Raw genomic sequence first — 21,508 nt, 5'->3', positions numbered from 1 at the left:
TTCCAAAATTTAGTGTTTAAAGACGCAAGTTTGAAGGCAGCGCGACCACCTCACTTTTGTATCAGGGTGCCTGTAATCAATAGCAAACTAATGTCTAGCTAACTGAAAGCTGCGGGGTTTCTCTTGTGATGACCATTTCTCTTCGTCCAGTTGGACGTTATTGGGGCACAATTAGTTTTGCCTCAACTCTTTATCTATGCCCAATTTTAGATTTACTCCTAGCTGAGATTCCAGGGAAACTGCAAGCAGAATTGCGCCTAGGACTCCAAGAAGCCCTAGTAAATGCCGCAAAACATGGTAATAATCTTGATCCTAGTAAAACAGTTGTAGTCCGTTTTTCCCTAATCAACAATCAATATTGGTGGGTAATCTCAGACCAGGGTCAAGGCTTTGTTCCTGTATCGGCTGATGATGAAAACCCCACAGATTATTTACCACCAGATGAATCCGAAAATGGTCGTGGTTTATGTCTTCTGCATCAAATTTTTGATCAAGTAGAGTGGAATCGTAAAGGTACAGAATTGAGACTGTGTAAAGAAATGGAAAATAGCCCCCGTTTGTCTTTGAGACGGTAGGGGAGCGGTCATTAGTCATTGGTATTGGGAAAACAACTACTTTATCCCTGATTTCCATGGCTGGGACAGGGAGGTGCAGAAATTGAGCGGTCTAACCAACCAACAGCTTGTTGTAATCTCACTATGGCTTCTTCGGGCTGATTTTGAACAAGGTACAAAAGGGCGGCTGCGGCTTGTTCACTAGCGCGAGAATTGCGGTTAGACTTCAGGCGATGCCAATCGTTAGGCGAGATACTGAGCCTTTCCATTAAGGCTTGGGCTAGTTCTAGAGTGCTAAGTTCATTCAATGGATTGGTTGGAGAAAGCTGAGTAGGTTGAGACATGATTCTAAGTGCTAAGTGATGCGTAAAGAGAAGATAAATTACTTATATAAAATAGTGCTGATTCAGAAGTTAAAATTTTGGGTATTGACCAGCATTTAATCATAGTTTACTACCTGAAAATGAAACCGCGTCAAGAATCACCATCGCCTGGGGAAAGTCAAGAAACGGATTTGGAGCAAGAACTGGAAAATATAGAGCGATGGCTCTACTCCTTCAATAAAGGTTACAATCAGGTACAAAGCCATCGACAAAAACAGGCACAATGGCAACAGCATCACCACGAATTAGCACAAGATAAACACCAGACAGCAGAAATATCAGCCCCCCAGTAAATTAAAGTGCCGTGGTGGGTAATCCCGATTTTGGCTCTGGGAGCAAGTTAAATGTTAATATTGTTTAATATCTGTCTTAGTTGACAAAATAGAATTTATATAGTATGTCAAATCGAAGAATTGCAGAAGTATTACGGAGTGGTCAACCTGATGATTCTCTCGTGGTTCAAGGCTGGGTGAGAACAAAACGGGAGTTAAAAGGATTTGCGTTTATAGAAGTCAATGACGGCTCCTCACTAGCTAATTTGCAAGTGGTCATCAATCAGGATTTACCAGACTACGAAGCCATTATTAAAAAGCTGAATACAGGTGCTTCGGTGGAGGTGAGTGGGCTACTAGTGGCTTCTCAAGGGAAGGGACAGCGCATTGAATTAACAGCCGCAGCAGTGAAAGTTTATGGAGAAGCTGATCCCGAAACCTACCCTCTGCAAAAGAAACGCCACTCCTTTGAATTTTTACGCACAATAGGACACTTGCGATCGCGGACTAACTCCTTTGGTGCAGTTTTCCGGGTGAGAAACGCCTGTTCTACAGCCATTCACCAATTTTTCCAAGAGAGAGGCTTTTTATGGGTACATACACCTGTAATTACAGCTAACGACTGCGAAGGCGCGGGTGAACTATTCAGCGTCACCAGCTTCGACCTCAAAAACATACCCCGCACAGAAACTCAAACAGTAGATTACACCCAGGACTTTTTTAGTAAACCCACCTATTTAACAGTTAGCGGTCAGTTAGAAGCCGAGGTCATGGCCATGGCCTTTACTAACGTCTACACATTTGGCCCCACATTCCGGGCGGAAAATTCCAATACCTCGCGCCACCTCGCCGAATTTTGGATGGTGGAACCAGAAATGGCCTTCTGTGACCTAGATGGTAATATGGATTTAGCCGAAGCCTTTCTCAAACAGGTTTTTCGATATGTGTTAGAGAAATGTCCAGAAGACATGGAATTTTTCAACCAACGCATTGATAATACTGTTTTAGCCACAGCCGACAATATTATTAATAATCAATTTGAGCGATTAACTTATACAGAAGCAGTCAAATTATTAGAAAAAGCCAATGTCAAATTTGAATATCCAGTGAGTTGGGGCTTAGATTTACAATCAGAACATGAAAGATATTTAGCAGAACAGCTGTTTAAAAAGCCTGTAATTGTCACAGATTATCCAGCCCAAATTAAAGCATTTTATATGCGTTTGAATGAGGATGAAAAAACCGTTCGCGCCATGGACATTCTTGCACCTAAAATTGGGGAAATTATCGGCGGTTCTCAAAGAGAAGAAAGGTTAGATGTATTGGAACGCCGTATTTTAGCCCAGGGAATGCAGCCAGAAGATTTATGGTGGTACATGGATTTACGCCGTTATGGTACTGTTCCCCATGCTGGTTTCGGCTTAGGCTTTGAAAGACTGGTGCAATTTATCACAGGTATGGGAAACATCCGGGATGTGATTCCCTTCCCTCGCACACCACAAAGCGCCGATTTCTAGTAGCCTAAGCCATCATATAAATCTCTTGCAGCCTTAACCCACACTAAAAGAACACAAAAAACTTAGGGTGGGTGAGGTACACAGGGTCATATTGTAGCGATAAATATTTGTAATTTTGAGACGTAACTCACTCTATGGTTATTTCCAGTTGGGAAGACGGGGAATTTAGGTGGAGTGATGTAGTGATAATTTTAGGTGATATCCGGGTTGGAACATGGCAGTTGAGGACTGTATTATGAATTATGAATTATGAAGTTTGAATTAAAAAAACCCAAATTTAGCTTCACAATTCATAATTTGTTAGCCGTCAAACTAAAGTCAGGATGCCAAAACAAGCTTGAGTTTTGAGCTATTCTGTGTAACTCAAAACTCAGAACTTGGGAAATCAGCACACAGATTAAGCCATTTGATTTTCAATCGCCCAACGCGCTAGTTCAGTACGGTTGTGGAGATTAGTTTTGCCCAACATATTGGACACATGGCTTTCAACTGTACGCTGACTCACGTTTAGTTCTTCGGCAATTTCCCGATTAGCTAAACCCCTAGCGACAAACTGTACCACTTTCAGTTCAGTTGGGGTTAACTGTACATCAAAGGGAACCTGAATTCGGGAACCGTTTTCTCCTCCTTTAGCTTGGTGTTCTTTCCAACGGGTAGTTTGCTTCAGCGAAGATTCTACTTGTGCTACGAGTTCTTCTGGTTCAAAGGGCTTGACCATATAAACATCAGCCCCTTTGTTCAGACCTTTAACTCGCTCTGCACTTTGGCCCTTCGCTGATAGGAAAAGCACGGGAATCCAGGCGGTGCGTTCATTTTGTCGGAGTTGTTCTACAAAAGTATATCCGTCCATCTCCGGCATGATGACGTCACAGATGATCATATCTGGAATATCTTGTTGAAGAATTCCCAGGGCTTCTCGTCCATTTTCGGAAGTGTTAACTTCATAGCCTCTAAATTCCAGGTAGTCCTTCACCAGCAAGATGAGGTTAGGGTCATCGTCAATCAGTAGCAGTCTTTTGTGATCTTTCATGCTGGGCTCTTTCATAGCATTGGCACTTTTCGCGCTTCGGTCCATCAAGGTGTTGAGTGGTTATCCTTTATGGTGGATCATTGAGGTGTTGTCCTTTTTCTACTTAACTTGCCTTTGCCTTCTGGAAGTCTTAAAAGTGGTGATTACTTTTGATCAGACGACGAGAACATGGGCAAACTTGCGGTAAGGATACGTAGAGCAGTAGTATTTATAATGCGCTATTATATATCGCTTTGAAAGTGGCGGGTGAAAAAAACACTGATTAAATAATCATGCTTCTAATTCACGAGGTACATATTGGCTGAAGATGACCCTAACTTAAAAAAACCGCCCTTTCAGAGGCTTACTGCTTTACTATATCCTGGTGATGTTCAGCCTTGACAAATGTTCGCAAGCAAGTAGAGGAGTTATCGGCACAAGATGGGTCAAAATGCATATTCTTGCACCACCATTATGCCTATCGAGTGTTTTGGGATGACTGGCTCAATAACTTCTGGTATTGCCGAGCAAAACCAGGAACCATATGGGTAGACCACCATTATCGGTCTACAGCAACAAACCCGCAAGAGATAGGCTGTAGTCTTATAGGTAGGATATAAGTGGGAGACTTCCTGTTTAATTCACCCTTGGGCTTTAGTCAGTGTTCCCAATATCCAAGACTAACTTGTTTTGCACAGAAGTGAGTAACTGTCTGGTCAGCACAGATAAAATTCTCTGGCTGAATTTCTGCCATTGCTCATATTTCTAGACAATTACTTAGGGCTTTGTCATCAAGAAACTGAGTAATTTTGGCGAGTTCACGGCGTCACCCTACCAGTGTAGTCTTACTCATCGAGCGGCACCCTGATTACAGTTTTATAACAATTTACCGGTTTTGCACATAAATTTATCTATATAAAAATATTCGTAACTTACCCAGCAAAACCCGATATATCGAAATGATGCAGTATTTATACTTAAGTAGTCCAGCCATATGCTGGTGCGGGAACCCGTACTCAATTAATTATTGCCATTTTATGCTGCTTTTAGGTAGATTAGCACTCAGGAGTTGAGAGTGCTAACTCTGGAGAAAAAATATTTATGGCAGCTGTAACTTTAAGCGTTTCTACAGTTAAACCCCTAGGCGATCGCGTTTTCGTAAAAGTGAGCGCCCCCGAAGAAAAAACTGCAGGTGGACTGTTTTTACCTGACAACGCCCAGGAAAAACCCCAAGTAGGCGAAGTAGTAGCACTTGGACCTGGCAAGCGTAACGATGACGGTAGCCGTCAGACATTAGACATTCAAGTCGGGGATAAAGTGCTGTACTCCAAGTACGCCGGCACTGATATCAAGCTCGGCACAGAAGAATACGTACTGCTTTCTGAAAAAGATATATTAGCAGTCGTTAACTAATAGGGAATGGGTACAGACGCGATGGGGCGACCCCCACGCCGAAAGCCCAACCCCTAAAGTCCAATTAAAAATCTTGACTTACTCCCTGAATAGACATACCTATGGCAAAGCGCATTATCTACAACGAAAACGCCCGTCGCGCCCTCGAGCGAGGCATTGACATCTTGGCTGAGGCTGTAGCTGTCACCCTAGGCCCTAAAGGTCGTAACGTAGTTCTCGAAAAGAAATTTGGCGCACCCCAAATCGTTAATGACGGTGTAACCATCGCCAAAGAAATCGAATTAGAAGACCACATTGAAAACACAGGCGTGGCTTTGATTCGTCAAGCTGCTTCTAAGACCAACGACGCCGCTGGGGATGGTACCACCACTGCCACCGTTTTAGCCCACGCCATGGTCAAAGAAGGCTTACGCAACGTTGCAGCTGGTGCTAATGCAATTTCCCTGAAGCGTGGTATTGATAAAGCTGCTACCTTCTTGGTAGAGAAGATTGCTGAACACGCCCGTCCAGTAGAAGATTCTAAATCCATTGCCCAAGTTGCTTCGATTTCAGCTGGTAACGATGAAGAAGTCGGCCAGATGATTGCCCAAGCAATGGACAAAGTAGGCAAGGAAGGCGTAATTTCTCTCGAAGAAGGGAAATCTATGACCACCGAGCTAGAAATTACCGAAGGGATGCGCTTTGACAAAGGCTATATCTCTCCCTACTTTGCCACCGATGCTGAACGCATGGAAACGGTCTTTGATGAGCCTTTCCTGCTGCTCACCGATAAGAAAATCGCTTTGGTACAAGATTTAGTACCAGTTCTCGAGCAAGTAGCTCGTGCCGGTCGTCCTTTAGTGATTATCGCTGAGGATATTGAAAAAGAAGCTTTAGCTACCTTGGTGGTTAACCGTCTGCGGGGTGTGCTGAACGTTGCGGCTGTAAAAGCTCCTGGCTTTGGCGATCGCCGTAAAGCTATGCTCGAAGATATCGCCGTTCTCACTGGTGGTCAGTTAATTACTGAAGACGCTGGTTTGAAGCTAGAAAACACCAAACTAGAAAGCCTGGGTAAAGCTCGCCGGATCACCATTACCAAAGACAACACCACCATTGTTGCTGAAGGTAATGAAGTTGCTGTTAAGGCTCGTTGCGAGCAAATCCGTCGTCAGATGGAAGAAACCGAATCTTCCTACGACAAAGAGAAGTTACAAGAACGTCTTGCTAAACTCTCTGGTGGTGTAGCTGTGGTCAAAGTGGGTGCAGCCACCGAAACCGAAATGAAAGATAAGAAGCTACGCCTGGAAGACGCTATCAACGCTACCAAAGCGGCTGTAGAAGAAGGTATCGTTCCCGGCGGTGGTACAACTCTAGCTCATCTGGCTCCTAGCCTGGAAGAGTGGGCTAACAGCACCCTCACCGGTGAAGAATTAACAGGTGCTTTGATTGTAGTTCGGGCTTTACCTGCGCCTCTGAAGCGGATTGCTGAAAACGCCGGTCAGAATGGTGCTGTCATTGCTGAACGCGTCAAAGAGAAAGAATTCAACGTTGGTTACAATGCTGCTACCAATGAATTTGTTGATTTGTTAGCCGCTGGTATTGTTGACCCTGCGAAAGTAACTCGTTCTGCTCTGCAAAATGCTGCTTCGATCGCTGGTATGGTGTTGACAACCGAATGTATCATCGTTGACAAGCCAGAGCCTAAAGACGCAGCTCCTGCTGGTGGCGCTGGTATGGGTGGCGGTGACTTCGATTACTAATACTCTCTAAGTCACATAAATTAAAAAAGCTCCATTCCCTTGTGGGTGGGGCTTTTTTTGTGGCAATCACAACCCAGAGTGAGTAAATGTAATAATTAATAAAAAACACGTTTTATAATATCATCAACTTAATTAAATATAGCGTGTCTCAATCTTGTGAAGTACAGATTCAATGGTAACAAGCTTGTTTAAAAAGATTTAGGCATACCTCAGTTGCTTAGGAAATGCTATAAATTTGCCCACAATGTCGATATTTTCCTGATTTACCCAATTTTCCCCACATGAACATGATGAGGAATGAGGTTGTTATGCAACCTAGCGATTCAAAGAATATTGGAGCAATTCTTCTTACGTGATTAATAGAAGAAATCTGACGGTGTGACAAAAACCTTTGAATTAAATACGCAGCAAGGGTTTTGAAGGTTTGCGCCTTGAAAAAGTAAACATCATTTTCTGGCTTTACTGATTCTATTCTCAATAACTAAACTCCACAAGTCTGATTTTTATCTTGGAATAGGTTTCCAATTTGTTTTAATCTTTTCAAGGCTGACTCTTTCATAATCCTTATTCGATAAGGGTTTGAGCCTAAGTTGTCACCCCTTCAGAGAAGAAATACAAAGCTTATAATCTTTAATATCAAATGAACGACCACAAACTTCATTATCCCAATTAGCCCAAAAAGTAACTAATATTCTGACATGACACACTTAAAATATGAAGGTTATTACGAAGTAAAACTAACTAAATTAGTTAGAGAAAAATTTGGAGACACTAATGTTTATGGACAAACTGCTAAATCATTATTGACAAAGGCAACTGGTTTTATTGGTGATTATGATTTTACGCTGAATCCTTATCGGGGTTGTCAGTATGGGTGTAGTTATTGTTATGCGGCTGCATTTAGTCCCAATAGTAAGATGCGGGATGATTGGGGTAAATGGGTAATTTTTAAAGAAAATTCTGCCCAAGTTTTGACTAAGGAATTACAAAAATGGTATAAGCAACACCCTCAAACTCCTCCCAGAATTTACATGAGTAGCGTTACAGATCCTTATCAACCTCTGGAATCTCGCCATCAGTTGACTCGGAGGTTGTTAGAAGTAATGCTAGATGTTAGGAATGATGGCTATGCCACACCAACATTAGTAATTCAAACTCGAAGTCCAATTATTACAAGAGATATTGATTATTTACAACGATTTAAACGCTTACGTATTAATATGAGTATTCCCACTGGAAGTGAATCAGTTAGAAAAGACTTTGAATCACGCTCGCCTAGCATTAAAGCCAGATTAAATGCCATAATTAAACTTAAGCAAAGTATTGACTCCTTCAAAGGTTTCGTACCCAAAATATCTATTACAATCACTCCATTACTACCTACTTTACCCAGTGATGAAGGTGCTTTTATTAGTAAGTTAGCTGTTGCTGATAGAGTCGTAATTCAAGATTTTCATCTTAATCATAATCGTTCTCTCATAGCATCAACTCGTCAGGAAGCCAGGGAGATAAAGCAAAAATATGATTGGTGGTATAATGCAGAAAATTTTAGCTATGTCAAATTTAAAGAAAAACTATTTAATCAACTTCCTGGTGTAGAAATTAAAGAAGGTAAAGAGGGATTTGGATATGAGTAATCCGATTGCTAATTGGTGGCGTAGTCAGCAATTTAACTCAGCATTAAAACGTGGTGATACTAAAAAAGCAGAGCAATTATTGCAAGCTATTCAACAATCAGGTGCAAGTTTTTCCTGGATAGAGAAATTATTTAGAGATAAATTGCAACTTGACCGTTATTCTCAAGACTATAAAAGGGAAATAGCCAATTTAACTAAACAAATAACAGATGAGCGTCATCAAACAGATAATCTAACATTATTACCAGAAAAAAAGTTTATTAAATTTGTCAAGGAAAATTTTAATTTAGTTCAGCATGATGAATATAAACTACAGGTTACCGGTATCGACCAACAAATATTTGATGACTTTGAAGCTAGTCTGGTTGAATATCTAAAAGTAGAGTTTAGAAGATTTTCTCAAGAAGAGTTATATCTTAGAATAAACGATGCCTTAGAAGACATTAATAAGTTAAAAATTGGACAAGATCCAAACTATAATTTCAGTTTGACTCCCCATGTCTATTTTATGAAGTTTTTTTTAGAGAATGTATATTGTTTATATTTAGCTTGGTTTTTGGTTTATCAGGATGGCTTACTACCAACTCAGGTAAAAATTCTTGATATTGCAGCAGGTCCAGGAACAGTTGCTTATGCTTTAGCTTTATTTTTTAAAAGTGCTGTTAATTTTTGTAAAATTCCTCCAATTCATATATCTTATTACTCTTTAGAACAGCAAGATGATTTGCAGTTTAGAGGACTACAGTTTTGGCGCCGATATATTGAGTCCCAGATAACGCCTATTAATACCTACTTTCGCTTTGTTACTTCTGACGTTTTTAGTTGGAATTATCAATGTGCTAATTTACCTGGTGATTTTTTTGACTTCATTATTATTTCGCACTGTTTCTTTTCTGATAGAAATAAAAGAATACAAGTTCATGATATTTATCAACAAGTTATTGCTAAAAGTTTAAATGCGCAAGGTTATGTTATCCTAGTAATACAAGATAAGAAATTATTTAGGTTTTATAACTGTCCACAAAGTGAAGATTTAGAACAGGAAAGAAATATTGTTATTAAGTTTGTTTCTGATTTAGGTTTAAAGCTGGTTTGGTATAGATATTTAACATCTACAGATTCCCGATTATCCTATCCTCCTGCTCAATTTGCTAGGTTTGCTAGGGAAAATTTACCGAAGCAAGTAAATATGAGTCCAATGATCCATAAATATTTTAATCAAATGTATGATTCTCACTATACATTAGATGATTATGTAATTTTGGCACAAAAGCAGAATATCAAAGCTTGATGAAAAGGGTAGAATTTAAAGTTTTGTAATTATATAAACTCAGTCCTGAAGGTGTAAAGGTTTAATTTTATAAATGAGTTCTAATCCCGCAAAAGGTTGGCATGGCAAACTTAATCTAGTATATGCCGATCGCCTGAATAATACCGAGTTAATTCACAGTCGCCAGCAAGCACCCCTAAAGGTACAACGGCCTTTCTATCCAGAGGGGGCAAAAATTTGTCATAGTGTGATATTACACACTGCCGGCGGTGTGGTAGGGGGCGATCGCCTATCCTATAACCTCCACCTCCAACCCCAAGCAGAAGCATTAATTACCACAGCAGCAGCCAGTAAAATATACAGAAGTAACGGACTACAAGCAACGCAAAATATAAACATCCAAATTGATGCAGGTGCTTGTTTAGAATGGCTACCCCAAGAAACGATAATATTTAACGGAGCAATTTATCGCCAAGATTTACGGGTAGAATTAGCACCGGGAGCCAGTTGGTTAGGTTGGGAAATTACCCGATTTGGTCGGACAGCCAGAGGTGAGAAATTTTTACAAGGAGAATGGCGATCGCACACAGAAATTTGGCGGGAAGGCCTTCCCCTGTGGATTGATCGCCAATGGTTACCAGGTAGCGAAGAGGTTTTTCACAGTCCTCATGGTTTAGCGGGACAACCAATAGTAGGTAGTCTGGTTTGGGTAGGAAATCCTATTTCTGGGGAAACCTTGGCAAAAATGCGGAATTTATGGGCGGGTACAGGAGAAATCGGTGTGACACAGTTACAAAATGGATTTTTGTGTCGATATCGTGGTACTTCCACATCAGAAGTGAGAAACTGGTTTACAGTTATTTGGCAATTACTACGAGTATCCGTTTTAAATCGTAGTAGCTGTGTACCTAGAGTATGGCAGGTTTGAACAAAGCATAGAGGATAAGAGAATGCAACTGACACCCCAAGAAAAAGATAAACTGTTGATTTTCACCGCCGCCTTATTAGCAGAGAGACGTAAAAATAGGGGTTTAAAATTAAACTATCCAGAAGCAGTCGCCTATATTTCCGCTGCTATTTTAGAAGGAGCAAGAGATGGGCAAACTGTAGCAGAACTAATGACTTATGGGACAACCGTATTAACAAAAGATGATGTTATGCCAGGTATACCCGAAATGGTACAAGAAGTCCAGATAGAAGCAACCTTTCCCGATGGTACTAAGTTAGTAACTGTACATAATCCCATTAGATAATTATTAGGTAAAAGTAAAACCATGATTCCAGGGGAAATTATTACACCAGATGGCGACATAGAATTAAATGCAGGTCGTCCTACCATTAAACTACAAGTTGCTAATACAGGCGATCGACCGATTCAAGTGGGTTCCCATTTTCACTTTTATGAAGTGAATCCAGCCTTAGATTTTCACCGGGAACAAGCGCGGGGAATGCGACTTGATATTCCCGCAGGAACAGCAGTAAGATTTGAACCGGGAGACCAAAAAGAAGTTACCCTAATACCCTTAGTGGGGAGTCGTCAAGTTTACGGGTTTAATAGCAAAGTTAATGGGAGTCTTTAATAATTAGGAGTAATTTACTATGCCTTATAGAATCTCTCGTCAAGCCTATGCAGAAACCTATGGTCCTACAGTAGGCGATCGCATTAGACTAGCTGACACAGAATTATTTATTGAAGTAGAACAAGATTTTACCACCTATGGCGATGAAGTGAAATTTGGTGGCGGTAAAGTTATTAGAGATGGAATGGGACAATCCCCCATTTCTAACGCCGATGGCGCGGTAGATTTAGTGATTACAAACGCCTTAATTCTGGATTGGTGGGGTGTGGTCAAGGCAGATATTGGGATTAAAGACGGTAAAATTTTCAAAATCGGTAAGGCGGGAAATCCTTATATTCAAGACAATATAGATATTATTATTGGGCCGGGTACGGAAGCTTTAGCTGGGGAGGGAATGATCCTCACTGCTGGGGGTATTGATAGTCATATTCATTTTATTTGTCCTCAGCAAATTGAGGTGGCGATCGCTTCTGGGATTACTACTATGTTGGGTGGTGGTACTGGACCTGCTACGGGAACAAACGCTACCACCTGCACCCCTGGACCTTGGAATATGCACCGGATGTTACAAGCTGCTGATGCGTTCCCCATGAATTTAGGCTTTTTGGGTAAAGGTAACACCAGTCAACCCCAAGGAATAGTAGAACAAATTTTAGCAGGTGCGATGGGGTTAAAACTTCATGAAGACTGGGGAACTACCCCCACCACTATTGATACTTGTTTGGGTGTAGCTGATGAATATGATGTGCAAGTAGCAATTCACACAGATACTCTCAACGAAGCCGGGTTTGTAGAAGATACCATCGCCGCTTTTAAACATCGTGCTATCCATACTTACCATACTGAAGGTGCAGGGGGTGGACACGCTCCAGATATTATTAAGGTTTGCGGACAAGCCAATGTTTTACCGTCTTCTACCAACCCCACACGCCCTTACACTGTCAACACCTTAGAGGAACATCTAGATATGTTGATGGTATGTCATCACCTCGACCCTAGCATTCCTGAAGATGTGGCTTTTGCTGAGTCCCGTATCCGCCGAGAAACCATCGCCGCTGAGGATATTTTACATGACCTAGGCGCGTTTAGTATGATTGCTTCCGATTCTCAAGCTATGGGTAGGGTAGGAGAAGTCATAATTCGTACCTGGCAAACCGCCCATAAAATGAAGGTACAACGGGGAAGCCTTGCAGGGGATGGACTGGCGGATAATAATCGCGCCAAGAGATATATTGCAAAATATACGATTAATCCCGCAATTACTCATGGTATTTCCCAGTATGTCGGCTCTGTGGAACCAGGGAAACTAGCAGACTTGTGCTTGTGGCGACCGGCGTTTTTTGGTGTGAAACCAGAAATTGTCATTAAAGGTGGGATGATTGCGTGGTCACAGATGGGTGATGCTAATGCTAGTATTCCCACACCCCAACCGGTACATATGCGCCCTATGTTTGCTAGTTTTGCGGGTGCGCGTCACGCTACATCTTTAACTTTTGTTTCCCAAGCTGCGGCGCAAAGGGAAATTAACAGCCAATTGGGTTTACAAAAGTCCATGGTTGCTGTTTCGGGGACACGTCAAATCAGTAAAGGAGATATGAGGCTAAATGATGCGCTCCCACGGATTGAAGTTGACCCAGAAACCTATGAGGTGAGAGCTGATGGTGAATTGTTGACTTGTGAACCCGCCAAGGTTTTACCCATGGCGCAAAGATATTTTCTGTTTTAGATCATCTAACTACTGGAGAATAAATTTAAATGCCTGGACAAATAGTTACAAATATGTTAATAGACAATTTACTCAATATTCCTGAGATGCTCTATAATCAACGGGAATTTTTTCAAACTGGTAAAACAAAAGATGTTAGTTTCCGCCTAGAACAACTCAAAATTCTCAAACAAGCAATACTTGAGAATGAACAAGCAATCATTCAAGCACTAAAAGCAGACTTACATAAACCCGAATTTGAAACTTATGCTATAGAAATTGGTGTAGTCAGTGAAATAGATTACGCTATCAAACATCTCAAGAGTTGGACTAAACCGAAAAAAGCACCAGTTCCCTGGAAGTTCTTTACCTACTCGGCTAAAATTTATCCAGAACCTCTAGGGGTTGTTTTAATTATCGGTCCTTGGAACTATCCTTTACAGCTAATTATTTCTCCTTTAGTAGGTGCGATCGCAGCGGGTAATTGTGCTATTATAAAGCCTTCAGAAATTGCGCCCCATACTTCTAATTTATTAGCTGAAATCATTGGTAAGTATTTTCCGTCAGAGTATATCGCCGTAGTAGAAGGAGGTATAGAAACCAGTGAAAAACTCCTAGCAGAAAAGTTTGATCATATCTTTTTCACTGGTGGGACAAAAGTTGGCAAAATTATCATGGCCGCTGCAGCTAAACATCTCACACCAGTTACTTTAGAATTAGGCGGTAAAAGTCCCTGTATTGTAGATACTGATATTAATCTTGAACATACCGTTAAACGCATAACTTGGGGAAAATTTATCAATGCAGGACAAACTTGTATTGCACCTGATTATCTGTTAGTTCATCAAAAAATCAAACAAGATTTAGTAGATGGTCTGAAAAAATGCCTCAAAGAATTTTATGGAGATAATCCGGCAAATAGTCCAGATTATGCCAGGATAATCAGTCAAAAGCAATTTGACAGATTGGTTAATCTGATTCAAGATGGGCAAATTATCATAGGGGGAGAAACCAAAGCTGAGGAACTTTATATCGCTCCTACCTTACTTGATCATGTTTCTTTAACAGATCCAGTCATGGAAGAAGAAATATTTGGCCCTATCCTGCCTATAATTGAATATACAGATATTACAGAAGCGATCGCCTTAATTAACTCCCGTCCCAAACCCTTAGCTTTATATATATTTACTCAGAATCAGACCCTGCAAAAACAAGTTTTACAGGCAACTTCATCGGGTGGAGTGTGTATAAACGACACAGTAATGCAAGTAGGTGTGTCATCTTTACCCTTTGGTGGTGTAGGTGACAGTGGGATTGGTAGCTATCATGGTAAAGCCAGTTTTGACACCTTTTCCCATGACAAAAGTGTTTTAAAAAATTCTTTTTGGTTGGATTTAGACTGGCGATACGCTCCCTACCAAGGCAAATTATCTGCATTAAAACGAATTCTGGGCTAGAACTTCTATTGAAGACCACCAGTAATGGGTAACGGGGTTTCCCAATTACTCATTACCGTAACCTATGAATCTAAAGCCTAGCTTGTCCAGAAAATTATGATTCTGCTTCGTCTTCTTCAGCGGTGGGATAGACAAAGGTAGAACGTCCAGACAAAATTGACTTACCCAGAGAAAGAGCCTTTTGGGCTTCGACAGCAGCTTTATGTCTCCAGGTGGCTCGACGCTTATCTCGTTTTGATTTGGATGTTTTCTTCTTAGGGACAGCCATAGTAGCGGATCTCGCAATTTTTGACAACCTCCCTATTCTAAGCTATAAACTCGACTTTTATAGGGGCGGTTTCAAATGCCAAAATTCCGATTTGCGCTATGGCTTTGGGAATATTTACAAATCAATTGCCGTTTACAGTCAAATAATTCAGCGAAATATCCGGATCTTTTTGCCAATTTGGCCAATAAATAAATGTAAAGAGGATGATCAATGATCTTGGTTGAGCAATATTCTTGACTGTAGCCTAATCGACCTCAGTGATCACTGGTAATATGATATTTATTAAATATCATAAGTTAGTTACTTTAATATAAAAAATGCTTATATTTCAGGTACTGGATCAGATTGTGCAAAAAGTATAAAACATAGGTTAGCTTTGTTTTTTCAGCAAAGCCGAGCGCAATTTTAGGCAATACAAGAATCAATAACCTACAAAGAGCGGGATGGCAAATTACTGGGCGATCACAATTGGCATCAATCAATATCAGTTCTTTCAACCCTTACGTTGCGCTCAAGCAGATGCCGAGGTGTTAAATAGTTTTTTGGTTGAAGAGGGAGGGTTACTACAGCAGCGCTGTTTATTGATGACAGAGTCCTCGCCACCCATTGGGGATATATCCACCTATCCCACTAAGCAGAATATTCTGCTGTTGTTGGAGGATTTGACCGCGGGTTGTTGGCAACCACAAGATCATCTGTGGTTATTCTTTAGCGGTTATGGGGTGAGTTACAAGGGCAAAGATTACTTAATGCCAGTGGAAGGAAATCCGGAATTGGTGGCAGAAACTGGCATAGAATTGCGATCGCTGATGCAAAGTCTGCAATTGGCTGAAGTTAATACAGTGCTGCTGCTGGACATCAATCGTGCTTTTGGCACCCAAGCAAATAGCCCCGTGGGAGCAGAAACCATAGAACTAGCTAAAGAACTACAAATTGCGGCTATTCTTTCTTGTCAATGTGATGAATTTTCCCATGAAAGTAGCGAACTGGGTCATGGGTTCTTCACAGCCGCATTATTAGAGGCTTTGCGTTCTGGTAATGCCACTCACTTAGCTGATCTAGACAGCTATTTAAGTGTTCTTACCCCAGAATTATGTCAACACTATTGGCGACCTGTCCAAACCCCGGTAACGATATTTCCATCTCACCAAGAAGCGATATTACCCCAGTCGGAGATAGAAAGCCACAAGGAACCAGTTAAAGCCGAACCAGTTATTTTTCCGGAGGAAAGCTTTGCCGTGTCGGTGACTGCGCCTGCTCTGGGCGCAACAACCCCCCCCAATTTACCCAAGACGCAAAACGTGACTATGTGGGGAGAATACCTGGGTGTGGAAACTACCCTGGGTAGTCAATCACCCTCTGTGAATTTGCCGAATTTTATACCTATTGGCAAATTATCAGAATCACAAGTCCCAGGCTCACAGCAGGGGCAGTATCTCAACCAACAGAACACCCCAACCACCAGAGGGGAGGGCTTCATTCCTCATGTACCTCAAGCCGATGACTCGCCATTACCCGAGAATCAGACAGATCCCCCCCTATGGAAACAGTTTTTATTTTGGGGAGGCGGTACTATGCTGGTAGTCGCTTTGATTTCTATAGTTATTCTCCGCAATCAAGTAAGATATTTGCAAGTCAAACAGACTACAGAAATATCACCTTCATCACCTCCCACCGGAACACTTGAACAAAATCATTCTTCTGCCTCTGAAACACCACCATTAACTCCGAGACAACAAACCCCATCTAATGCCCAAGTTTCCTCTAATTCTGAGTCTAAAAAGCGCAGTCAAGCAGTTTCAGAATTATCAAGAATGTCTCTGAGAGAAACCCAAGCCAGTGATCTGAGCAAAGCGATCGCCAATGCTAAGGCAATTCAACCAGGTGAAGCACTCTACAAACAAGCTCAGGAGAACATTCAAGTTTGGAGTCGCATGATCCTAGAGTTAGCAGAGAGTCGTGCCGAAAAAAAAGAATATACAAGTGCCATTGCTGCCGCCCAATTAATTACTCCCGACCAAGACCTTTATTCTCAAGCACAACTGGCAATTACCCAATGGCAGTTAGAAGCTAAACAATATTTAAGTAATAATATTGTTATAGATGCAGCTGAGGCGTTAATTAGACCTGGACAAGCATCATCATATAATCGTGCCATTGAAGTCGCTAAAAGAGTACCACCAGGTCAACCGGGATTTGATCGCGCCCAAAAATCCATGAATGAATGGAGTAGACAAATTTTGGCACTGGCGAAGAGTCGAGCAGAGCAAGGTAATATCGAAGCGGCAATTGAAACCGCTACTTTAGTCCCAGAGATGACAGGAATTTACGAAGATGCTCAAGAAGCCATCCAAAAATGGCGGGCTACCCAGAAGAATTAAAAAGAGTTAGGAACTAAGGATTAACTCCCAACTCTTAACTTTTCACTGAGCAACAAAGCACTGAGTATTAGCAGTATTGCGACACATCCTCGCCACATTCGTCAGCAAGGTAGCACAAAGCGCGGAAACGTAAGCCCACGAGTTCCTCGTATAAAGGATTGAGTTTACACATAGGCGGAATGTGAAACAGGGTTTTACCAAATAATTTGATATCGCGCTCAAAGGGACATTGAGCCGGAATCAGTTTACACAACAGATGAGATCGTTGGCGATTATTAACTGGAATGCTATCTACCCAATGGCGCAGGGGTTGGAGGATATCATGGTTAGACTGGGAAGTTGAATCTTGTAACTGACTTATAGGAGCTTTGTTAGTATCGCCTTGATTAAAAGATCCCCAGCTTGTTAACAAAAACTTCTTGGTGGTATTATCAAATACCTTCATGGTTAATCCTCTATATTAATGAGGTTATTCACCTTAGTGATGAATATATACAACGTAGCATTGATTTTTGCCGGAGGAATTATTCTCTGACTAAGTCACAATCGGGCGTTACACTAGCCACTTAGGTCATAATCCAACTTATGACTACGTCAAGTTAATCGTAATTGTCGCTATATCGGTAGTGTGATCATGCAATCTTATTCATAACTTGACATACTTTAAATTTTAATAAAGCCATCTGTCATTAGACAGGGTTTAGTGTAACTTTTATAAAAGTTAACATAAAAAAGGCTGGGAATATCTTTGGTAAACCAAAATAGTACTTTTGTCCGATCTGCTCCATAGAATGACTTACGTGATAACTATGAACGGAATGTGATTGTGCAGAAATTGGCAATTTATGCAGTCTTGGGGCTAACTTATCTGGGTTTAGCATTAGGTTACATCCGATCCAAAAAAAGCTAACTAATGCTAACAAAACTCAGCTTTTTCTTCTGTGTTTCACCCTAGAAGTGTCGGCACTATCTAGTCCACAGGCTAACACGGTCAATCTGACCGCTTCTGGTTTTAAATTCATCGCAGCGTTTAAATCTCTCAGGACTTACGCAAAACACAACGAAAGTGCGGGTAATTCATGAATCACCCCTATATCAGAACCAGGTTTTTAGTCCAATCTTGCGTAAGTCGTATTATTATCATTAGTTAAGAAGAACCAAAAAACCCCCGACTCGTCAAAGTCAGGGGTTATCAAATCTTCAACCCTGGTGCAGCGCGATGATTAGGATGCTACCTGGGCTGTGGGGCGAGTCCGCCGTCTTCTACCATCAGCAACCTTGACAGGTGGTTCTTCGGGAATTTGCATCAACAAAGTTACTGTTGGTTGACATTGTAGTTCTCGACGGATAGAGCGTTGCAACTCTCGCTCTAGCATGCCTTGCAATCCACCCCAGTCTACTTCGGGTCTTTCCCCTTCACGAACCTGGGCAAATTCTGACCAACGCACACTGAGCATTTCTTCAATGCGCTGTTGTACCCATTTTTGCACAAGCGATCGCTCTACATTAGTTACTACACCCCGCAGATGAGTTTCTGGTTTAGCCAGGAGCTGGCCGTTCCAATCAATGGCTGTGGCGATGGTGACAATACCTTCTTCTGACATACGTTGTCGTTCTTGGAGAACTTGAGCGCTCACCATACCAGAACTAGTAGTATCCACAAGTTCTATACCACATCTGACAGTACCCGCCACACGGATGGAATCTTGTGTTAATTCCACAATGTTGCCATTTTGGATAATTACCATGTTGTCGGCAGGAATACCCATACTCTGAGCGGTTTCCGAGTGCTTAACCAGCATTCTATGTTCACCGTGAAATGGCACAAAGAACTTGGGACGAGTTAAGGCAATCATCAGTTTTTGTTCTTCCTGACAGGCGTGACCAGAAACGTGAATACCTTTGTCCCTTCCATATACCACTTTTGCCCCTTGAATCATCAATTTATCGATGGTGTTGACCACTGCGATCGTATTGCCAGGAATGGGGTTAGCAGAGAATATTACTGTGTCCCCTGGGCGGATTTTGATTTGGGAGTGTTCTTTGTTGGCAATGCGGGTCATGGCTGCCATGGTTTCACCCTGAGAGCCAGTTGTCAAAATCAAGACTTTCTCATCCGGTAAATTGCGGACTGCATGCAATGGCTGGAACAGACTATCATCACACTTGATGTAACCCAGATTGCGAGCATGAGCAATCAAATTCAGCATCGAGCGACCAACAACTGATACCACCCGCTTATGCTTCTGTGCCAACTGTAAAATTATGTTGATCCGATGCACGCTGGAAGCAAAGGTGGTGACAAATAAGCGCCCCGTCGCTTGACCAAATTCCCGGTCAAGGTTGGGATAAACTGAGCGTTCTGAAGGGGTATATCCTGGTACTTCTGCGTTAGTTGAATCACTCAGCAAGCAAAGTACACCTTGTTCACCGTGTTCTGCTAGCCTTTGCAAGTCAAAGTTTTCGCCGTCTACAGGTGTATGGTCGATTTTAAAGTCTCCTGTGTGGATGACTACACCCAGTGGGGTATGAATAGCCACTGTAAAGCTGTCGGCAATGGAGTGGGTATTGCGGATATATTCCACAAAGAAATGTTGACCAATGCGCACCACATCCCGGGGTTTAACTGATCTTAAATCGGTGCGATCGCGTACCCCTGCTTCTTCTAGTTTACCCTCTAGCATTGCCATTGCTAGTCTAGGACCATAGATTACCGGGATATCAAATTGCTTGAGGTGGAAGGCAATACCGCCTATATGGTCTTCATGACCGTGTGTGACGATCATACCTTTAATTTTCTGGCGATTCTCCCGTAGATAGGTTGTATCTGGTAGGACAATATTTACCCCTAGCATTCCTTTGGTCGGAAAGGCTAATCCCGCATCTAAAAGAATAATTTCGTCCTCATACTCAAAAACGCAAGTATTTTTGCCAATCTCATGTAATCCGCCCAATGGAATAATTTTGAGGGCAGATTTAGTTTCGTTGTTTACCATTATTTTCCTTGGATTGTTGTTGTTTTTCTTCAGAGTTAATAAATTCAAATTCAGCAATCTTGTTATGAAATCAAATACTAGGTTCCTATCTGAAAGCAGGTATATTTTGCGTGAGATTGTTCATTTATTCCTGTTATAAAAAAAGTATTTTACATATATAACTTTTATCTAATCTCTCTACTCTGCGGTGGGACTCTACACGTTTACATCTTTGGTTACTTTGATCCTATACCTTACTCAACTACAAAATCAGATATCTATGACGGTTTTAGCGGAGTAATTTCTCTGGTAAACCAGTTAAAATTACTCTCACTCAAGTTAGTAAGCATTCAATAAGTTACTATCTAGTTAAATTAAGTTCTTCCAGCACTGCTCTTAACTTATCAGTAACATCTGAGTCAGCTTCCCACAGGGGTAGACGAGTTGACCCGACATCCCAACCTTGAAGTTTCAATGCTTGTTTAATTGGAATGGGATTTGTAGTTAAAAATAAAGCTTTAAACAATGGAAATAGTTGTAGATGAGTTTCATTAGCACTGGCGATTTTTCCCACACTAAAAGCTTGGATCATCTCTTGTAGTTGATTGCCTACCAGATGAGAAGCTACACTCACAACACCTGTAGCTCCAATTGCTAACAAGGGCAGGGTTAGGGAATCATCTCCAGAGTAAATGTCAAATTCTTTTGGTGTCAACCGGCGGATTTCACTCGCCTGGTCTAAATTGCCACTAGCTTCTTTGATACCAACAATATTATCAATTTCCGCTAACTTAGCAACGGTATCTGGACTCAGGTTTTGACCAGTACGCCCAGGAACATTATATAACAGTATTGGCAGTTCTGGACAAGCTTGGGCGATGGCTTGAAAGTGCTGGTAGAGACCCGATTGTGGTGGTTTGTTGTAATAAGGTACAACCTGTAATGAACCATGCACCCCTATTGTAGCAGCTTTTTGGGTGGCAGCGATCGCTTCTTTTGTGGAATTAGAACCACATCCTGCTATCACCTTGGCTTTTCCTCCCACCGCTTGCAATACTTCCACAAACAACTGGTATTCCTCTTCCCAGCTTAGGGTAGGGGATTCACCCGTTGTGCCACATACGATCAATGTATCTGTACCGTTGTTAGCTAGATGTGCTGCTAGTTTTGAGGCTACATCATAGTTGACACTGCCGTCTGCCTTGAACGGCGTAATCATAGCGGTTAAAACTCTGCCAAATTCTCCCACCCTGTTTCACTCCTAATTAGCCTTTTAGTTTTTTATCTCTTGGTGGTTCTCTATTTTAATAACCTATTGCTGAACTTGTTTCCAGGGTAATTCACTCAT

General features: G+C 41.5%; 19 protein-coding genes. 13 read left to right on the top strand and 6 right to left on the bottom strand.

All coding sequences use genetic code 11. From position 1 onward, the window contains the following. The first annotated feature begins 125 nt into the window (after positions 1–125). The gene (locus PN447_RS09425) at positions 126–575 is read left to right on the top strand and encodes an ATP-binding protein (RefSeq protein ID WP_271732275.1); all 450 of its coding nucleotides are present in this window, start codon (positions 126–128) and stop codon (positions 573–575) included. 41 nt (positions 576–616) lie between these two features. On the opposite strand, the gene PN447_RS09420 is transcribed toward PN447_RS09425, so the two are convergent. After that, complete coding sequence (locus tag PN447_RS09420; RefSeq protein ID WP_271762602.1) at positions 617–898, bottom strand: DUF6439 family protein; 282 nt, start codon at positions 896–898, stop codon at positions 617–619. A gap of 77 nt (positions 899–975) precedes the next feature. On the opposite strand from PN447_RS09420, the gene PN447_RS09415 reads away from it, so the two are divergent. Both PN447_RS09415 and asnS read left to right on the top strand, forming a co-directional pair. Then, positions 976–1,230 carry a hypothetical protein gene (locus tag PN447_RS09415; RefSeq protein ID WP_271762601.1) on the top strand — a complete coding sequence of 85 codons (255 nt, stop codon included), beginning with the start codon at positions 976–978 and terminating at the stop codon, positions 1,228–1,230. 104 nt (positions 1,231–1,334) lie between these two features. Continuing rightward, a complete protein-coding gene (gene asnS, locus PN447_RS09410; protein ID WP_271762600.1) occupies positions 1,335–2,726 on the top strand; it encodes an asparagine--tRNA ligase in 1,392 nt (463 codons plus the stop codon). Between the two features lie 397 nt (positions 2,727–3,123). Here the strand turns inward: asnS and PN447_RS09405 are convergent, their stop codons facing one another. Continuing rightward, positions 3,124–3,801 (bottom strand): response regulator transcription factor, encoded by a 678-nt coding sequence (locus PN447_RS09405; protein WP_271732315.1) that lies wholly within the window; start codon positions 3,799–3,801, stop codon positions 3,124–3,126. Between the two features lie 1,035 nt (positions 3,802–4,836). Between PN447_RS09405 and groES the strand changes: the two genes are divergently transcribed. From groES to PN447_RS09360, 9 genes are all read left to right on the top strand, one after another. Continuing rightward, positions 4,837–5,148, top strand: a complete 312-nt coding sequence (gene groES, locus PN447_RS09400; protein WP_271762597.1) for a co-chaperone GroES — start codon at positions 4,837–4,839, stop codon at positions 5,146–5,148. Between the two features lie 101 nt (positions 5,149–5,249). Next, positions 5,250–6,887 (top strand): chaperonin GroEL, encoded by a 1,638-nt coding sequence (gene groL / locus PN447_RS09395; protein ID WP_271762595.1) that lies wholly within the window; start codon positions 5,250–5,252, stop codon positions 6,885–6,887. A gap of 698 nt (positions 6,888–7,585) precedes the next feature. Next, the gene (locus tag PN447_RS09390) at positions 7,586–8,524 is read left to right on the top strand and encodes an SPL family radical SAM protein (protein ID WP_271762594.1); all 939 of its coding nucleotides are present in this window, start codon (positions 7,586–7,588) and stop codon (positions 8,522–8,524) included. After that, on the top strand, positions 8,517–9,815 hold the full coding sequence (locus PN447_RS09385) for a photosystem II assembly protein (protein ID WP_271762593.1): 1,299 nt from the start codon (positions 8,517–8,519) through the stop codon (positions 9,813–9,815). Before PN447_RS09390 ends, PN447_RS09385 begins: the two co-directional genes overlap by 8 nt. Before the next feature lie 73 nt (positions 9,816–9,888). After that, complete coding sequence (locus PN447_RS09380) at positions 9,889–10,722, top strand: urease accessory protein UreD (RefSeq protein ID WP_271762591.1); 834 nt, start codon at positions 9,889–9,891, stop codon at positions 10,720–10,722. 22 nt (positions 10,723–10,744) lie between these two features. Further along, positions 10,745–11,047 (top strand): urease subunit gamma, encoded by a 303-nt coding sequence (ureA, locus tag PN447_RS09375; protein ID WP_271732285.1) that lies wholly within the window; start codon positions 10,745–10,747, stop codon positions 11,045–11,047. 21 nt (positions 11,048–11,068) lie between these two features. Then, positions 11,069–11,374 carry an urease subunit beta gene (locus PN447_RS09370; RefSeq protein ID WP_271762589.1) on the top strand — a complete coding sequence of 102 codons (306 nt, stop codon included), beginning with the start codon at positions 11,069–11,071 and terminating at the stop codon, positions 11,372–11,374. A gap of 19 nt (positions 11,375–11,393) precedes the next feature. Next, positions 11,394–13,100: an urease subunit alpha gene (gene ureC, locus PN447_RS09365; protein ID WP_271762588.1), complete on the top strand. Its 1,707-nt coding sequence runs from the start codon at positions 11,394–11,396 to the stop codon at positions 13,098–13,100. 53 nt (positions 13,101–13,153) lie between these two features. Beyond that, positions 13,154–14,536, top strand: coding sequence for an aldehyde dehydrogenase (locus PN447_RS09360; protein ID WP_271762640.1), 1,383 nt, complete (start codon positions 13,154–13,156; stop codon positions 14,534–14,536). A 94-nt stretch (positions 14,537–14,630) separates the two neighbouring features. Here the strand turns inward: PN447_RS09360 and rpmF are convergent, their stop codons facing one another. After that, entirely contained in the window at positions 14,631–14,804 is a 174-nt protein-coding gene (rpmF, locus tag PN447_RS09355) for a 50S ribosomal protein L32 (RefSeq protein WP_271732290.1), read from the bottom strand. Between the two features lie 443 nt (positions 14,805–15,247). Here rpmF and PN447_RS09350 point away from each other — a divergent pair, with 443 nt between their 5' ends. Then, positions 15,248–17,185, top strand: a complete 1,938-nt coding sequence (locus tag PN447_RS09350; protein WP_271762587.1) for a caspase family protein — start codon at positions 15,248–15,250, stop codon at positions 17,183–17,185. A 67-nt stretch (positions 17,186–17,252) separates the two neighbouring features. On the opposite strand, the gene PN447_RS09345 is transcribed toward PN447_RS09350, so the two are convergent. The 3 genes from PN447_RS09345 to dapA form a co-directional block, all read right to left on the bottom strand. Then, positions 17,253–17,630 carry a Mo-dependent nitrogenase C-terminal domain-containing protein gene (locus tag PN447_RS09345; RefSeq protein ID WP_271762586.1) on the bottom strand — a complete coding sequence of 126 codons (378 nt, stop codon included), beginning with the start codon at positions 17,628–17,630 and terminating at the stop codon, positions 17,253–17,255. Positions 17,631–18,408: 778 nt separating this feature from the next. Beyond that, the gene (locus tag PN447_RS09340) at positions 18,409–20,181 is read right to left on the bottom strand and encodes a ribonuclease J (RefSeq protein ID WP_271762584.1); all 1,773 of its coding nucleotides are present in this window, start codon (positions 20,179–20,181) and stop codon (positions 18,409–18,411) included. 340 nt (positions 20,182–20,521) lie between these two features. Beyond that, complete coding sequence (gene dapA / locus PN447_RS09335; RefSeq protein WP_271762583.1) at positions 20,522–21,409, bottom strand: 4-hydroxy-tetrahydrodipicolinate synthase; 888 nt, start codon at positions 21,407–21,409, stop codon at positions 20,522–20,524. Positions 21,410–21,508 lie beyond the last annotated feature (99 nt).

Origin of the sequence: Anabaena sp. CS-542/02 (assembly GCF_028331085.1) — a bacterium.
GTDB lineage: Bacteria > Cyanobacteriota > Cyanobacteriia > Cyanobacteriales > Nostocaceae > Anabaenopsis > Anabaenopsis arnoldii.
The sequence above is the reverse complement of the archived record's forward strand: the minus strand, read 5'-3'. Positions and strand labels throughout refer to the sequence as shown.

What these genes read in the sequence shown, in the direction of transcription:
- groES (WP_271762597.1), top strand. Translation starts at nt 4,837, where the DNA reads ATGGCAGCTGTAACTTTAAGCGTTTCTACAGTTAAACCCCTAGGCGAT.
- asnS (WP_271762600.1), top strand. Translation starts at nt 1,335, where the DNA reads ATGTCAAATCGAAGAATTGCAGAAGTATTACGGAGTGGTCAACCTGAT.
- PN447_RS09380 (WP_271762591.1), top strand. Translation starts at nt 9,889, where the DNA reads ATGAGTTCTAATCCCGCAAAAGGTTGGCATGGCAAACTTAATCTAGTA.
- PN447_RS09405 (WP_271732315.1), bottom strand. Translation starts at nt 3,801, where the DNA reads ATGGACCGAAGCGCGAAAAGTGCCAATGCTATGAAAGAGCCCAGCATG.
- PN447_RS09345 (WP_271762586.1), bottom strand. Translation starts at nt 17,630, where the DNA reads ATGAAGGTATTTGATAATACCACCAAGAAGTTTTTGTTAACAAGCTGG.
- groL (WP_271762595.1), top strand. Translation starts at nt 5,250, where the DNA reads ATGGCAAAGCGCATTATCTACAACGAAAACGCCCGTCGCGCCCTCGAG.
- PN447_RS09420 (WP_271762602.1), bottom strand. Translation starts at nt 898, where the DNA reads ATGTCTCAACCTACTCAGCTTTCTCCAACCAATCCATTGAATGAACTT.
- ureC (WP_271762588.1), top strand. Translation starts at nt 11,394, where the DNA reads ATGCCTTATAGAATCTCTCGTCAAGCCTATGCAGAAACCTATGGTCCT.
- PN447_RS09370 (WP_271762589.1), top strand. Translation starts at nt 11,069, where the DNA reads ATGATTCCAGGGGAAATTATTACACCAGATGGCGACATAGAATTAAAT.
- PN447_RS09390 (WP_271762594.1), top strand. Translation starts at nt 7,586, where the DNA reads ATGACACACTTAAAATATGAAGGTTATTACGAAGTAAAACTAACTAAA.
- ureA (WP_271732285.1), top strand. Translation starts at nt 10,745, where the DNA reads ATGCAACTGACACCCCAAGAAAAAGATAAACTGTTGATTTTCACCGCC.
- PN447_RS09385 (WP_271762593.1), top strand. Translation starts at nt 8,517, where the DNA reads ATGAGTAATCCGATTGCTAATTGGTGGCGTAGTCAGCAATTTAACTCA.
- PN447_RS09340 (WP_271762584.1), bottom strand. Translation starts at nt 20,181, where the DNA reads ATGGTAAACAACGAAACTAAATCTGCCCTCAAAATTATTCCATTGGGC.
- PN447_RS09360 (WP_271762640.1), top strand. Translation starts at nt 13,154, where the DNA reads ATGTTAATAGACAATTTACTCAATATTCCTGAGATGCTCTATAATCAA.
- PN447_RS09350 (WP_271762587.1), top strand. Translation starts at nt 15,248, where the DNA reads ATGGCAAATTACTGGGCGATCACAATTGGCATCAATCAATATCAGTTC.
- rpmF (WP_271732290.1), bottom strand. Translation starts at nt 14,804, where the DNA reads ATGGCTGTCCCTAAGAAGAAAACATCCAAATCAAAACGAGATAAGCGT.